This window comes from Thermomonas sp. HDW16, from assembly GCF_011302915.1.
Lineage (GTDB): Bacteria > Pseudomonadota > Gammaproteobacteria > Xanthomonadales > Xanthomonadaceae > Thermomonas.
Genome location: NZ_CP049872.1, coordinates 84,814 through 100,300 on the forward strand (window position 1 = coordinate 84,814; position 15,487 = coordinate 100,300).

General features: G+C 66.9%; 11 protein-coding genes. 3 read left to right on the forward strand and 8 right to left on the reverse strand.

Features of this window, described 5'->3' with window-relative positions:
- Positions 1–30: 30 nt before the first annotated feature.
- From pelA to G7079_RS00440, 5 genes are read right to left on the reverse strand one after another with little or no spacing between them, the layout of a single operon-like run.
- A complete protein-coding gene (gene pelA / locus G7079_RS00420) occupies positions 31–1,173 on the reverse strand; it encodes a pectate lyase (protein ID WP_166054491.1) in 1,143 nt (380 codons plus the stop codon).
- Positions 1,173–2,456, reverse strand: coding sequence for a TRAP transporter large permease (locus G7079_RS00425; RefSeq protein ID WP_166054492.1), 1,284 nt, complete (start codon positions 2,454–2,456; stop codon positions 1,173–1,175). Before G7079_RS00425 ends, pelA begins: the two co-directional genes overlap by 1 nt.
- Before the next feature lies 1 nt (position 2,457).
- Positions 2,458–2,979, reverse strand: coding sequence for a TRAP transporter small permease (locus G7079_RS00430; RefSeq protein ID WP_166054494.1), 522 nt, complete (start codon positions 2,977–2,979; stop codon positions 2,458–2,460).
- A gap of 7 nt (positions 2,980–2,986) precedes the next feature.
- Positions 2,987–3,970 carry a TRAP transporter substrate-binding protein gene (locus G7079_RS00435; RefSeq protein WP_166054496.1) on the reverse strand — a complete coding sequence of 328 codons (984 nt, stop codon included), beginning with the start codon at positions 3,968–3,970 and terminating at the stop codon, positions 2,987–2,989.
- Positions 3,967–4,785, reverse strand: a complete 819-nt coding sequence (locus G7079_RS00440) for a 2-keto-4-pentenoate hydratase (protein WP_166057777.1) — start codon at positions 4,783–4,785, stop codon at positions 3,967–3,969. Before G7079_RS00440 ends, G7079_RS00435 begins: the two co-directional genes overlap by 4 nt.
- Positions 4,786–4,978: 193 nt before the next feature.
- Here G7079_RS00440 and G7079_RS00445 point away from each other — a divergent pair, with 193 nt between their 5' ends.
- Both G7079_RS00445 and G7079_RS00450 read left to right on the forward strand, forming a co-directional pair.
- On the forward strand, positions 4,979–6,292 hold the full coding sequence (locus G7079_RS00445) for a hypothetical protein (RefSeq protein ID WP_206203221.1): 1,314 nt from the start codon (positions 4,979–4,981) through the stop codon (positions 6,290–6,292).
- Entirely contained in the window at positions 6,292–7,875 is a 1,584-nt protein-coding gene (locus G7079_RS00450) for a carboxylesterase family protein (RefSeq protein ID WP_166054500.1), read from the forward strand. The genes G7079_RS00445 and G7079_RS00450 overlap by 1 nt, the downstream gene beginning before the upstream one ends.
- Positions 7,876–7,955: 80 nt before the next feature.
- Here the strand turns inward: G7079_RS00450 and G7079_RS00455 are convergent, their stop codons facing one another.
- Positions 7,956–10,865 carry a TonB-dependent receptor gene (locus tag G7079_RS00455; RefSeq protein WP_166054502.1) on the reverse strand — a complete coding sequence of 970 codons (2,910 nt, stop codon included), beginning with the start codon at positions 10,863–10,865 and terminating at the stop codon, positions 7,956–7,958.
- A gap of 181 nt (positions 10,866–11,046) precedes the next feature.
- Here G7079_RS00455 and G7079_RS00460 point away from each other — a divergent pair, with 181 nt between their 5' ends.
- Positions 11,047–12,069: a sugar kinase gene (locus G7079_RS00460; protein WP_166054504.1), complete on the forward strand. Its 1,023-nt coding sequence runs from the start codon at positions 11,047–11,049 to the stop codon at positions 12,067–12,069.
- A 9-nt stretch (positions 12,070–12,078) separates the two neighbouring features.
- On the opposite strand, the gene sppA is transcribed toward G7079_RS00460, so the two are convergent.
- Together sppA and G7079_RS00470 are read right to left on the reverse strand one after the other, a co-directional pair.
- Positions 12,079–13,977, reverse strand: coding sequence for a signal peptide peptidase SppA (gene sppA, locus G7079_RS00465; protein WP_166054506.1), 1,899 nt, complete (start codon positions 13,975–13,977; stop codon positions 12,079–12,081).
- Positions 13,978–14,055: 78 nt separating this feature from the next.
- Complete coding sequence (locus G7079_RS00470) at positions 14,056–15,447, reverse strand: MATE family efflux transporter (protein ID WP_166054508.1); 1,392 nt, start codon at positions 15,445–15,447, stop codon at positions 14,056–14,058.
- Positions 15,448–15,487: the final 40 nt, after the last annotated feature.

The window sequence follows — 15,487 nt, forward strand, 5'->3', positions numbered from 1 at the left end:
AGGGAGGATACCGGTGCCAGCCGCCGGCCGTTACTCCGCTGCGACCGGCAGCTGCCGCGCGCGCCAGGCCGGATAGTCGCGATCGAGCAATGCCCGTGGCCAATCGCCATACCAGGCATAGCCGGTGCGGCGTTCGCGGCTGACATCCTGATAACGCGCCAGTCGGCGCCCATCGCGATCCGCCAGCACCACGCTGTTGTCGCCGAGATCGTGGAAGCGTGCCCACAGACCATGCGCCGAGGCATCCGCGACCAGTCGTCGATCCTTGCTGCTCTCGTGATAGCGGAATTGTTCCGCCGGCGCATCGAAGGTCTCCAGTCGCCAGCCGTGCAACTCCACGCGCTGCAGCCACTGCGCCGCGCCATCGACGGCGGCGCGCACTTGCGGTGAAGGCGACGGGATCGACATCAGGTAACGCACCACACCCACGGTTTCCTGCGTGGCGATCGCCGGCAATTCGAACTTGCGTCCCGGCGCGGGCTGCAGCGTGGTTTCGTCGTATTGCCCGGCCCAGCCTGCCAGGCCGTCGCCCTGCCGCACCTGCAAACGCAGCACGCAGGCATCGCCGTGCTGGATCGCCTGTTGCACGCGCGCCAGCAGCGCGCCGTCGACGAAGGCATAGCGACGTCGATCGTCGACCACCTTGCGCAAGGTACCGAGCACGCCAGCGGTCACATCGTCAGCGAAGGTGATGCGTGGGTGGTAGGACTGCGATGCCGGCACGGTATGCGGCCAGCCGCCACAGGACGCGATCTGGTGCGCAAGGGTGAATTCGAGTCCGCGCAGGCTGCCATCGCGATAGCGCACATCACCGGTGAGTGCGTACGCGGTGGCAAGGTAGTCGAGCTGGGTGTAGATATTGCGGTTGTCGAAGCTGCCACCGGATTTCTGCGCTTCCTGCGCATAGCGTGTGCGCGTTTCGTCGTCGAGGATCCGCGCCGGGTCCTCGTTCTCCTTCCAGCCGCCGTCGCGGCGCTGGTACAGCAGGATGGTGTCGGCGATCTTCGCCACCGCATCCGGCGCATGCCGCGGATATTTGTCGCCATGCACGTTGCGCCAATGATGGATGGCATCGTCGAAGCCGCCCAACGCCGGCGCCTCCTGCGGCGCAACAGCAGCACAAGCCGTCCCCGCACACGCCATCAGCACACACAGCAATGGCGCGCGCAACATCACGACTTCAATACCGCCGGCAGCCACAACGAAAGCCCGGGGAACAGCGCCACCACCAGCAGCACCAGCAGGCCGGCCAGCCAGAACGGCCAGATCGTGCGCATGCTCTGGCCGATGCTGATCTTGCCGATCGCGGTGCCGATGAACAGCACCGAGCCCACCGGCGGGGTGACCAGGCCGATGCCGCCGGTCAGCACCAGCACCAGGCCGAAATGCACCGGATCGATGCCATAGGCCTTGGCTACCGGCAGGAAAATCGGCGTGCAGATCAGGATCATCGGCGCCAGATCCATGAACGTGCCCAGCACCAGCAATGCCAGCACGATCAGCAACAAGGCCGCGTGCTTGCTTTCGGCGAACGATTGCAGCGCTTCCACCGCCGCGGTCGGCACCTGCAGGTAAGCCAGCAGCCAACCGAACACCGCCGCCGCCGCGATCACGAACAGGATCGCGCCCGCACTGCGTGCGGCATGGGTGATCGCGGCGAGGAATCCGCGGATACCGAGTTGCCGATACAGCAGGCCGGTGACCAGCAGCGCGTACACCACCGCGATCGCCGCGCTTTCCACTGCAGTGAAGATGCCGGCACGGATGCCGAAGAAGATCAGCGCGACCAGGCCCAGGCCGGGCAAGGCCGACAGCAGGCGCAGCATCACCGCGCGCCTGCCGGGGAACGGCTCCACGCCGTAACCGCGATGCCGCGCCACCGCATAACCGGTGATCATCAGCACCACCGTCATCAGCAAGGCGGGGACGATGCCGGCGGCGAACAGATCGGCGATCGACAAGCCACCGCCCGCCGCCGCCGAATACAGGATCAGGTTGTGCGAAGGCGGCACCAGCAACGCCACCAGTGCGGCGGTGATGCTGACGTTGACCGCATAGTCGCGGTCGTAGCCGCGCTTGATCATCTGCGGAATCATCGTGCCGCCAACCGCCGACACGTCCGCGATCGCCGAGCCCGACACGCCGCCGAAGAACAGCGACGAGAGGATGCTGACCTGCCCCAGGCCACCGCGCAGGCGGCCGACCAGTGACGATGCCAGCGCGATCAGGCGTTCGGAGATGCCTCCACGCAGCATCAGCTCGCCGGCGAAGATGAACAACGGAATCGCGATCAGGCTGGCGGATCCGGAGCCGGCCGAGATCTGCTGCACCAGCACGATCGTCGGCACATCCAGGTAGATCAGCGTCGCCAGCGAAGCGGCCGCCAGCGCGAAGGCGACCGGCACGCCGATCACCAGCAACAGGCCGAACACGATGAAGAGCAGGGCGATCGCCATCTCAGTCGCCCTCCGCCACGGCCGGCGCGACACTCGCGCCTGTGTCGCCCGCGCGCAACTGCGCCAGCGCGAACAGCAGCATCAGCCCGCCGCCAATCGCGATCGGCAGGTAATCGATGCTTTCCGGCAGCGCCGCGCCCGCAGTCGGGATGTGCAGCCCATCGAGGAACAACACGCCGCCCCACCAGGCCATCATCGCCCCGATCACTGCCACCACCAGGGCCTGCAACACGTTCAAGGCCTGCCGTGCACTGGGTTGCAGGGCATCGGCCAACAGCGAGAAGCTGAAATGCCGGCGCGCATGCACGCCGGCGGCGGCGCCCAGGCTCATCGACGTGCTCAGCAACAGCACGGTGACCGGCTCGGTCCAGCTGGGTGAATCGTTCAGCACGTAGCGTGCGATCACCTGCCAGCCCTGCACCAGCACCAACCCGAACAGGGCACAGGCAGCGATGGCGATGGACAGGCCGGCCAACCGATCGATCAAGCCTTGTGGTGCGGCGGGAGTAGTGGTTTCCGGCATGGAGGCCTCAGGCAAGCGCGCGGATGCGCCGGGTCAGGTCGTCGATCGCCGGGTTGCGGCGGTACGCGTCGAGCAACGGTTGCGCGGCACGCTGGAATGCGGGGATGTCGCAGTCGTTGAAGCGCACGCCGGACTCGATGACCGTGCGTCGCGACACCGCCTCGGACTCCGCCCATTTCGCCCGCATCACCTGCACCGATTCGCGCGCGAGTTCCAGCATCAGGCTGCGGTCGCGCGGCGCCAGCGCATCGAAACTGCGCTGCGACATCAGCAACACGTCCGGCGCATACGAATGCTCGCTCTGCGACCAGTAGCGCGCGGCTTCGAAATGGCGGCTGGACTGGAAACTGCGGATATTGTTTTCCGCACCTTCGATCATGTGCGTCTCCATCCCGGAGAACACCTCGCCCAGCGCCAGCGGCGTCGGGTTGGCGCCGAACAGGCGCAGCATGCGGATGAAGATGTCGGAAACCGGCACGCGGATCTTCAATCCGTGCAGGTCGCGCGGTTCGACGATCGGATGTTTCGTGTTGTAGAAGCAGCGCGGGCCGCTGTCGTAGATCGCAAGCCCGACCAGGCTGCGCGCTTCGAAGCCCTTCAGCACGGCCGCGCCGACCTCGCCGTCCAATGCGCGGCGCTGGTGTTCGACCGACTCGAACACGTAAGGCAGGCACAACGCCTGGGTCAGCGGGAACGCATTGTTGAGCGCACCGGAATACACGCGGGTGATGTCGATGGCGCCGAACCGCGCCATGTCGATCGCTTCGGATTCGCGCCCGAGCTGGCCGGAGTGGTACTGGCGGATGCGGATGCGCCCACCGGTGCGGTTCTCGAGCTGTTCGCCGATCCAGCGCACCGCCGCCACCGTGGGGTAGTCCTTCACGTGCACGTCGGTCGCGGTGAGCACGCCATCGCGGCTCATGCCGAATGCCGGGAGCGCGGCACCGCAGGCCGCGCCGAGGCTGCCGGCGAGGAATGCGCGGCGCTTCATGCCTGCCCCCCTTGCCCGGCAGGCGCAGCCGGCACCGCACGACCAACGATCTCGCCGTAGGCGCCGAAGCTGACCCGCCCTTCCTGCCCGGCACGGATATCGTGGATCCCGGTGGCATTGCCGGTGGCGATCAGGTCGCCCGCCTTGAGCGGACGACCGCGCCGCGCCGAGCGCGACAAGGCGAAGGCATACGCCGCCAGCAGGCCGCCCGGCAGCGTGGTGGCACCGCCGCTGCCGACGCGTTCGCCGTCGATCCAGGTCTCCGCGCGCAATTCGCTTTCCGCGATCTGCTGCCAGTCTGGGATCTCCCCGCCGATCACCAATCCGTTGTTGTTTCCGAAATCGGAGACCACCACGCGCGGCCCCAGCATATTGATGGTGGCAAGCGGGCTGCTGGCGATCTCCACGCCGACGAACAGGCGCGCCGGCAGCGCCGCAGCGTCCTGCGCCGTCCAGTGCAGTTTGTGCCCCGGCGCATCCGCGTCCAGGCGCAGCACGTACTCGGCTTCGATCGCACCGAAGCCTCCGGCGAACACCGGGAACCGGACCGCCTCGCCCGCCGCATGCACTTGGCCGGCATAGATCGGGCCGAGCAGGCGTTCGTCGCCGGAGTCGTCGCGACGTTCGGGTGCGATGTATCCCACCTTCCAGCCCACCACCCGGTCCGGCCAGCGGGCAATGGCGAGATCCTGCACGGCATAGGCCGCAACCAGATCGCGCGGCACGCTGCCCGGGAAGTCGGGCAACGACCGTCCCTGCAGGCGCGCCTGCACGAAGGCCTCGGCAATGGCCGCCGCCTCGTCCTGCCGTTCCATCGTCAGTGTCTCGTTGACCAATCGCATCCCCTCGGCCGATGTTGCGGTGCAGATGGCCTGTTCTTGTTGGTCGGTATAAGGTAAACCGGTGTCATTGACAATACGCACTGCGTCAAACCGATGGATTTCCACCATCGGCGCCGCATCCGCCACCATGGAGTCCACCATGCCTGTCGCCCCACGCCTCCGATCCGTGTTCCGCATTACCCTGCTGAGCGGCCTGCTGGCTGCCGCACCACTCACCGCGCAGCAGGCGCCGCCGCCACCGTTGGCCTTCCCGGGCGCAATGGGCTGGGCCGCGCACACGCCGGGCGGGCGCGGCGGCAAGATCGTCCGGGTCACCACCCTGGCCGCCGAAGGACCGGGCTCGCTGCGCGAGGCCGTGGATACGAAAGGGCCGCGCATCGTGGTGTTCGAAGTGGGCGGAGTGATCGACCTCGGGGCCAAGGCGCTGAAGATTCGCGAACCGTTCCTGACCATCGCTGGACAAACCGCGCCGCAGCCGGGCATCACCCTGATCCGCGGCGGCATCGACCTCAGCGCGCACGACGCGGTGATCCAGCACATCCGGGTGCGCGCGGGCGAGGCCGGGCTGGCGAAGATGAGCGGTACCGACTTCGATTCGATCAGCACCGTCGGCGCCTATAACGTGATCGTCGACCACTGTTCGCTGACCTGGTCCACCGACGAGAACCTGTCCGCCTCCGGCACCCGCTTCAAGGGCGACACGCCGGAGCAATGGCGCGAAGGCACCTCGCACCGCATCACCTTCAGCAACAACATCCTGGCCGAAGGCCTGGGCTACGCCACCCACGCCAAGGGCGAGCATTCGAAGGGTTCGCTGATCCACGACAACGCGCGCGACATCCTGATCATCGGCAACCTGTATTCGCAGAACCGCGAACGCAACCCGATGTTCAAGGGCGGCACCCAGGGCTGGGTGGTGAACAACCTGATCTACAACCCGGGCCAGCGCGCGGTGCACTACAACCTGATCGCCGCGGAATGGCTGGGCCATCCCTACCAGGACGGACGGCTGGTGCTGGTCGGCAATTCGATGCGCGGCGGCCCGAACACGCCGGAGCGCACGCCGTTCTTCCAGTTCGGCGGCTCGGGCTGGCTGGACCTGTACATGGAAGACAACCTGGCGGTGGATCGTTACGGCGAACCCTTGCCGCAGACCGGCCGCTACAGCAGCAACGACGTCGGCTGGCGCATGCTCAAGTCGCGGCCGCCGCTGCCGTTCGGGGTCACGCCGATGCCGGCGAAGGACGTGCAGGACAGCGTGATCGCCAATGCCGGCGCACGCCCGTGGGACCGCGACGATATCGACCGGCGGATCCTCGAGAACGCCATCGAAGGACGCGGCAAGCACATCGACAGCGAACAGGAAGTCGGCGGCTATCCCAAACACGCGGAAACCCGGCAGGCCTTCGTGCCGGCGGACTGGAACCTGGACACGATGGAACCGCTGAAGCCGTTGCCGCGCCGCGAACCGCTGCGCTGATGCCGATGGATCGCGAACGCCGGCGCCTGCTGCAGGCATCGTTCGCACTCGGACTGGCGGCATCGACGCCAGCCTTCGCAACACCGCGCATCGAACACAGCACTGCACGCACCCGCAGCGGCCGCATCCTCGGCCTGCGCGACGGCGACCTGCATGTCTTCCGCGGCATCCCGTATGGTGCGGACACCGCGGCATACCGCTTCCAGCCGCCGCGACGCGAAGCGCCCTGGCGCGGCACGCGCACAGCGCTGGCGTTCGGTAACAGCGCACCGCAGTCCGGCAACGACGGCCCAGGCAGCGAAGACTGCCTGTTCCTCAACGTGACCACGCCCGGCCTGCGCGACGGCGGGCGACGACCGATCCTGGTCTACATCCATGGCGGCGGCTACAACAACGGCAGCGGCAGCGATCCGTTGTACGACGGTCGCCGCCTGTGCGCGGCCGGAGACGTAGTGGTGGTCACCGTCAACCATCGACTCAACGCGTTCGGCTATCTCCATCTCGGCGAGTTCGACGAACGCTTCGCCAGCTCCGGCAATGCCGGCCAGCTCGATCTGGTCGCGGCATTGCAATGGGTGCGCGATCACGCCGCGGAATTCGGCGGCGACGCCGGCAATGTGACCGTGTTCGGCCAATCCGGTGGTGGTGCCAAGATCGCCACCCTGATGGCGATGCCAGCGGCACGCGGCCTGTTCCATCGCGCATGGACGATGAGCGGGCAACAGGTCACCGCCGCCGGCCCGCGCGCCGCCGCGCAACGCGCACGGCTGTACATGGATGCGCTCGGCGCACGCGATGTCGATGCGCTGTCGCACCTGCCAATGGCATCTCTGGTCGCGGCATTGCGCACGCGCGATCCTTCGCGCGTCGAGGACAGCTCGCTCTACTTCGGTCCGGTAATGGACGGCAACGCCTTGCCGCGGCATCCGTTCTGGCCGGATGCGCCACCGCAGTCGGCGGTAATCCCGATGGTGATCGGCAATACCCGCGACGAGACCCGCGCGTTCCTGGGCAACGATCCGGCCAACTTCAGCCTCGGCTGGGGCGAACTGCCGGAGAAGTTGCGCAAGCAGCAGTACGTCGACATCGATCCGCACGAGGTCATCGCCGAATACCGGCAGCTGTATCCGCACTACACGCCATCGGAAGTGTTCTTCGCCGCCACCACCGCCGGGCGCTCATGGCGCGGCGCGGTGGAGGAACTGGAGGCACGTGCGGCGCAAGGCGGGAACACCTGGGCCTACCAACTCGATTGGTATCCCGATACCGACCAAGGCCGGCGCACGCGCGCCTTCCACACGCTGGATATCCCGCTGGTGTTCGACAACATCGCGCAACCGGGTTCGCGCACCGGCACCTCGGACGAAGCACGCAACGTGGCAGCGGCAATGCGCGATGTGCTGCTCGCCTTCGCCCGCAGCGGCGATCCACGCACGGGCGCGACTGCATCGTGGTCGCCATATTCGCTGCCGCGTCGCGAGACGATGGTGTTCGGCGCCACGCCGACGATGCAGGACGATCCACGCGGCGGAGAGCGCCGCCTGTATCGGCGTGCACCCTTCGTCCAGCGCGGCACGTTCTAAGCCCAGATACGCGACATACACGACCAAAAAAAAACCGCGTGCACGGGGCCGTCCTCCCGTGCACGCGGCCTTGCCAAGCGTCAGAACTTGTAACGGAACCCTGCGTAGAACTGCCGGCCGGTGTGGTGGTAGACGGACGGACGGTCGCCCACCGAATCCACGAACTGGTCGTTGAACTCGTCGGTCAGGTTGATCCCTTCCACGGTGAACGACAGGTTGTCGCTGAAGTTGTAGCTGGTCGAGAAATCGATGTTGAAGGTATTGCGCTTGCCTTCGACATCGTTGCCGTTCTGCCCGGGCACGCGCTGCAGGTAATCGTCGCGGTAGGAACCGGACACGCGCGCGCTGAACTTGCCGTCGTCGTAGTACAGGGTCGCGTTGTACGCGTCCGGCGACAGGTTGACCAGATTGTCGATCACATAGGTATTGCTGGTCGGCGAGATCGCATAGGAGATCTCGGATTCGACGTGCGTGTAGTTGATGAGCGTGCCGAAGTTGCTCCAGAAGCCAGGCAGGAAGCGGAATGCCTGCTGATAGTTGATCTCGAAACCCTTCAGCGGGCCGCCCGGGGTGTTGACCGCGGAAGTGATCTCGAACGGGGTGTCGTTCGGCATGCCCGTGGGCAGCAGGCTGTCCGGCAACCCGGTGGTGTTGAACGGACGCGTCTCGCGCAGGTTCTGGATGTAGGTGCCGATGTCCTTGTAGAAGTACGCCGCGCTCAACAGCGAGTCCTCGGCGAAATACCACTCGGCGCTGAGGTCGTAGGTCTTGGCGCGGAACGGCTCCAGCAGCGGGTTGCCGGTAGTGATCGTGCGCAGGGTGGTATTCACCGTGCCGCCGGGCGACAGGTTGGCCAGCTGCGGACGCGCCATCACCTTGGCCGCACCGAAGCGGAATATCAGTTCGTCGGTGAAATTCCAGGCCAGATTCAACGACGGCAGCCAATCCTTGTAGCTGTTGTCCACCGTGACCTCGGTACCGCCGGCCGTGGCCAGGTAACCGGTCGCTTTGATGTCGGTCTTGGCGTAACGCACGCCGACGTTGCCGCGCAACGGCCTGTCCATCAGGTCGACGTCGAAGTCCATCTGCACGAACGCGCCGGTGTCTTCCTCGATCACCGCGCGGTTGTTGCCGCGCGCGTTGCCGTTGGTGATGCTGGCCAGGCTGAAATCGCCGCCGGCCACGCCGGTATTGCAGTTGCAATAGATGTTGAACAGCTGCGCGAGCTTGTCCAGGTCCGGGATCAGCCAGCCTGACGGTACGTTACCGCTCATGCCGCTGCCGAAGCCGCTCAGGACCTTGCTGATGTCGGCAAGCGTCGTGCCCGCCGGCAGCGCCGGCACCACGGTCTCGCTGGGGCGGCGGAACTCGAAGGTCGAGTTGTCGTATTTCTTCCAGCTGCCACCCGCCTTCAGCGTGACGCTTGGATTGGCGATGAACTCGAAGTTGGCCTGGAAGGTTTCGAAGATGTTGGTGGTGCCCAGCGGGCGGATGCGGATTTCCGAACCGGTCGAATTGGCCGGCGGCGAACTCACCCACTGCCATGCGGCCGGGTTGTTGACGTCGAACGGATAGGTGATCAGCGGCTCGCGATCGTTGTTGCGGAAGTCCCAGCTGTAGCCATCGACGTTCTGGATGTCGAAGGTGACCGTGGTCTGGGTCGGGTTCTCGAAATCGGATTTCGAGCGGCCACCGATCAGGCGCATCGAGAACCTGTCGTTGAACTCGTGCTCGAGGTCGGCGGTGAACTGGGTGAACTTGGTGGACAGATCGTCGAAACGCGATTCCGAACGCACGTCGACGTTGTTGAACACGCCATACACCATGTTGCCGCGGCCATCGACTTCGGCGGCCACCACTTCGGTCTGCGGCTTGCCGCCCTGCGCGGCGGTACGGCTGAACGAAATGGATTCCAGGAAATCTTCCCGGCGGGTGGCATCGAAGCGCGAATACATGCCGTCCAGCGACAGCGTGGTGTCGTCGCTGATCTTGAATTGCAGCGAACCGGTCACGCCCAGGCGTTCCTGTTCATGGGTCAGGCGGCCGTAGCGCGGCAGGCGCGGATGGAACACGCCGGCGCCCATCGCGGTGTTGTACGCAGCGACATTCGATGCCGTATTCGCCGGGCGCGGGATGCCGGTGCCGCAGTTGGCCGCACTGGAACCGGCGCCGCTGGCCGGGTTGGCCGGCGTCACGCCCAGCGGGCTGCAGAAGCCGCCGGAATTGATGCCGGGCTCCCAGCGCACCGCGCTGAAGCCTTCCTCCAGCAGGTCGCGCTTGCTGTAGGACACCGACAGCAACGCGCCGATCTTGCCATCCGCGAAGATGTTGCTGATCAGCGCCGAGCCGCGCGGATCCCAGGATTCGGACAAGTCGTTGTAGCCCATCTGCCCGGTCACGGTGGCGGTGAAGCCGTCGTAGTCGAACGGGCGGGCGCTGCGCAGGTCGACGGTGGCGCCGAGCGAGCCTTCCTCGATCGACGCCGACTGGGTCTTGCGCACGGTGAGGTTGCTGAAGAGTTCCGACGCGAACACGTTGAAGTCGAAACCGCGACCGCGGTTGGCGCCGCCCGAGCTGTCGGTGCCGCCGGTGGTCGACAATGCCTCCATGCCGTTGATGCGCACGCGGGTGAAGTCGGGGCCCAGGCCGCGCACGGTGATCGAGCGGCCTTCGCCGGCATCGCGGTCGATCGACACGCCGGGGATGCGCTGCAGCGATTCGGCAAGGTTCAGGTCCGGGAACTTGCCGATGTCCTCGGCCACGATCGAATCGATCTGCTCGGTGCTGTCGCGCTTCTCGTCCAGCGCCTTGGCCAAGCTCTGGCGGAAAGTACCGACCACGGTCACCGTGTCCAGGTCCTTCGCTTCTTCGGCGGGCGGCTTCGTCGTCTGTTGCTCCTGCGCGGCCACGGGCGTGACATACAGGGCGAGGGCGATCGATGCCGCAAGTATGGAAACCGGTGTCTTTTTGTTCGTGCTCAACTGGCGCATCTGAATCCCCCTCCGGATGATGCATTGAATTTCATGCGTGCCTTGACGTGGCGCCCGCACTTCCCTAGGTTCGTCAGCGGAAAATGACACCGCTGGTCAAAACCGTAGCACTAGCCGGGCGACAAGGCATGCTGCAGTGCACGATGGCGGTACCGTGGCGGAAACCGGAGGGGTACGGGCAATGACGGATCGAGTGCTGTGTTTCGGTGAAATCCTGCTGCGGCTGGCCGCGCCGGGGCGCGAGCTACTGTTGCAGACGCCACGCCTGGACGTGCACGTGGGCGGCGCCGAGGCCAATGTCGCGGTCTCGCTGGCGGCGTTCGGCCATGCCAGCGCGATGGCCGGCGTGCTGCCTGCCAATCCGCTGGGATACGCCGCGCGCGACGCCCTGCGCCGACATGGCGTGGACACCACCGCACTGCGTTTCGACGAAGGCCGCATGGGCCTGTATTTCTACACCACCGGCGCCGGCCACCGTCCCAGCGAAGTGCTGTACGACCGCGCCGGCTCCGCATTCGCGCTCGCCGCAGCTGACACCTACGACTGGCCCGCCCTGCTCGCGGATACGCGCCTGCTGCACCTCTCCGGGATCACCCCCGCGCTCGGCCCCGCGACCGCACAGGCCGCGCTGGAGGCCGCGCGCGCGGCACGCGCGGCTGGTGTGCTGGTCTCGTTCGACGGCAACTATCGGGCCAAGCTGTGGGCCGCGTGGGATGGCGATCCGCGTACCCGCCTGCACGCGCTGCTGCTGGAAACCGACCTCGCCTTCGCCGATCACCGCGACATCGAACTGGTGCTGGGCATCGATGGCGACGCGTCACTGTCCGCGCGCGACCGTTTCACTGCCGCCGCTGGCGCTGCGTTCGCGGCGTTCCCGCGCCTGCAACGCATCGCCACCACCACCCGCGCGCAGGCCAGCGTCGACCACCACCGCCTGGGCGCGATGCTGGCCACCCGCGATGGCGCGTTGCACGTACGCGACGGCATCGAGCTTGGCGGGATCGTCGACCGCATCGGCGCTGGCGATGCCTTCGCCGCCGGCGTGCTGCATGGCCTGCTGGCGGGCATGGACGATGCGGACAGCCTGGCCTTCGGACAGGCCGCAGCCTGCCTCAAGCATTACCTGCCGGGCGACGCCAGCCTGGCCAGCGCGGCCGATGTGATGGCCCTGCTCAACGGCGAACGCCTCGACGTCCGCCGCTGAGGATCGTGCTTACTGCGCACTGCAGAAGCAGTGCGCCAGCGGGGTCACGCGGACGTTGCCGCGGTTCTCCAACGCGTTCTGCACGAAGCGCAGCGGCGCGTCGGATTGACTGGCGACATGCTCCAGCAACAGCGCCTCGCCGATGCCGGAGGCGCGCAGCAGGCCAAGCCCGGCACGGCTGCTGACCAGGCCGCCGAACCATTGCGCGAACGGCTTGGCGGTTTCCTCCAGGTAGCGGGTCTGCCAGGTGTCGGGCTTGCCCAGCTTGGCGCGCGCAGCGGCATCCGCCACTGCGGCATCCACGCCGCCGAAGGCATCGACCAGCCCGCGCTGCTTGGCCTGCTCGCCGCTCCACACGCGGCCGCGCGCGACTTCATCGATCTGTTCCACGCTGCGTCCACGCGCCTGCGCGACCTTGCCGGTGAAATCGCGGTAACCCTTGTCGATCACCGACTGCACGATGGTGCCCACGCCCGGATCCAGCGCGCGTGTGATGTCGAACGCACCCGCGTACTTCGTGGTGCCCACGCCATCGGTATGCACGCCGATCTTGTCCAGCGCGCGGTTGGCGGTGGGGAACAGGCCGAAGATGCCGATCGAACCGGTAATGGTCGAGGGATCCGCGTAGATGCGGTCGGCGTTCATGCTGATCCAGTAACCGCCGGAGGCGGCCACGTCGCCCATCGACACCACCACCGGCTTGCCGACCTTCTTCAGCGCAGCGACTTCGCGGCGGATCTGCTCGGAGGCGAACACTTCGCCGCCCGGCGAGTTCACCCGCAGCACCAGCGCCTTGACGTTGTCGTCGTCGCGCGCCGCGCGCAGCAGCGCCGAGGTGGATTCACCGCCCACCTTACCCGGCGGCGATTCGCCACCGGCGATCTCGCCTTCGGCCACCACCACCGCCACCTGCGGACGCATGTCGGCCGGCGACAACGCACCATCAAGGTGTTGTACGTACGTCTCCAACGCGACTTGCCGGAAGCCGCCCTCGGCGGTGTCGTCGGCGGTGCCGCCTTCGAGCAACAGGTCTTCGACCTCCTCGCGGGTCTTCAAGCCATCGACCAGCTTCTGCTTCAACGCGAGTTGCGCAAGATCGCCATTCGCTCCGGCGACCTGGTCGGCCATCGCGTCGATGTTCGCGGCAAGTACGGCCGGCTGCAGCCCGCGCGCCTTGCCGATGTCGGCCAGCATGCGCTGCCACACATCGTTCATCCAGAACAGGTCGGCTTCCTTCGATTCCGGCGATGCGGCGTCGAGGATGTAGGGCTCGGCGGCGGACTTGTACTCGCCCACCTTGAACAGGTGCATGTCCACGCCCAGCTTGTCCTGCAGGCCTTGGCGGTAGTACTGGCGGTAGCCGGCCAGGCCTTCCAGCATCACCCCGCCCTGCGACATCGGGTCGAGGTAGATCTTGTTCGCCTGCGCAGCGAGCAGGTACTGGCCTTGCGTGTAGTTGTCGCCATAAGCAATGACCTGCTTGCCGGCGGCCTTGACCTTGCCGATGGCGGCGGCGACATCGCGCAGCGAAGCAAAACCGCTCGGCTGGAATTCATCCAGTTGCAGCACCACGCGGTCGATGCGCTTGTCCGTGCTCGCCGCATCCAGCGCGCGCAGCAGGTCGCGCAGGCGCACTTCGCGGCAATCGTTGCTGTTGGTGGCGGCGGCGAACTTGCGGCTCAGCGGGTCGCAGCGGAACTGCTCGACCAGCTGGCCTTCCGGCGCGATCACCAGAGTCGACTTGTCGGCCAGCGGCGCCAGCTTGCCGCCGCCGAACATCGCCGCCAGCAGCAGGAACACCACCAGCAGGAACAGCAGGTTGAAGACCAGCCGACGGCTGAAATTGACGGCATCCCACAGGCCGATGAAAACGCGGGCGATGGGGCCGCGGCTGCGCGGTTGGTTCATTGCGTGCTCCGGAAAAAACGAGTGCTGCGTGTAGGCGACATGCTACCGAGACGGCGTGAAAGGCTCATGCGGCATCGGTCACGGTGACCGATGGCCGGCCTCGATCGAGGCTTCCTGCACGATGGGGACGCGGCGGCTGCTGCGCAAGAAGCGCCGGCACAACAGGAACGCCGCCACCGACAGTCCGGCGGTCAGGCCCAGCCACATGCCCTTCGGCCCCCAGCCCAGCGCCAGGCCCAGGCCGGCGCCGACCGGCATGCCGATCCCCCAATAGGCCAGCGCGGCCAGCCACATCGGCACGCGGGTGTCGTTCAGGCCGCGCAGGGCGCCGGCGGACAGCACCTGCACGCCGTCCGGAAACTGGAACAGCGCGGCATACAGCAGCAGCGAGGCGGCCAGCGCGCCTACCATGGCATCGCTCGTGTACAGGCCGACGATGACATGGTTGCCGGACAGCATGATCAGCGCGGACACCGCCTGCGTGCCCAATACCAGCGCCAGCCCCGCGAAATAGGCGCGGCGGATGCCGTCGCGGTCGCCGCGGCCCAGCGCATGGCCCACGCGCACGGTGGTGGCCTCGGCCACGCCGAACGGGATCATGAAGCACAGCGTGGCCACGTTGATCGCGATCTGGTGCGCGGCCACCGGCACTTCGCCCAAGCGCCCGATCAACAGGGTGGTGACGATGAACAGGCCGCCTTCCATGGTGATGGTGACGCCGATCGGCAGGCCACGGCCCAGCAGGCCACGGATCACCGGCCACTGCGGCCGTTCGCAGCGCGCGTACAGGCGCAGGTCGGCGAAGCGCGGCGACAGCCGCAGGTACAGCGCGAACGCGAGCAGCTGCACCCAGAACATCGCCGCCGACGCCCAGCCGAGGCCGGCCGCGCCCATCGCCGGCAGCCCGAACAGACCGTTGGTCAGCACGTAACCGACCGGTGCCAGGAAGAACAGGCCGCCGAAGCCGATCAGCATGGTCGGCAACGACCAATGCAGGCCATCACTGAGATAGCGCATGCACAGGTACAGGGTGAATGCCGGGATGCCCCAGCGGATCGCGTGCAGGAACTCGATGGCACCGGGGATGATCGCCGCGGAAATCCCCATCGGCCCCAGCAGCCACGGCAACACCGTCATCAGCACGAACAGCAGCGCGCCCAATCCAAGCCCCAGCCACAGCGACTGCCGCCACAGCGGGCCGATCTCGCCGCGCCGCTGCGCGCCATCCAGCTGCGAGACCGACGGCGGCAGCGCCATCAAGGTACCCATCGGCAACATCATCGGCAGCCAAAACAGCGCCGTGCCCACCGCCACCGCCGCCAGCGTGGTGGTGCCGTGTTGGCCGGCCAACACGGTGTCCACGAAACCGACCAGGCCATGCGACAGGTGACCGGCCGCCAACGGCGCGGCCAGGCGCGCACTGGTGCGCACCTCGTCGCGAAACCGGATCGGCGTGGTCGTGTCTGTCATGGCGGTTTCCGTGCGCTGCGGTGGCGCAATCGCGCAAGGG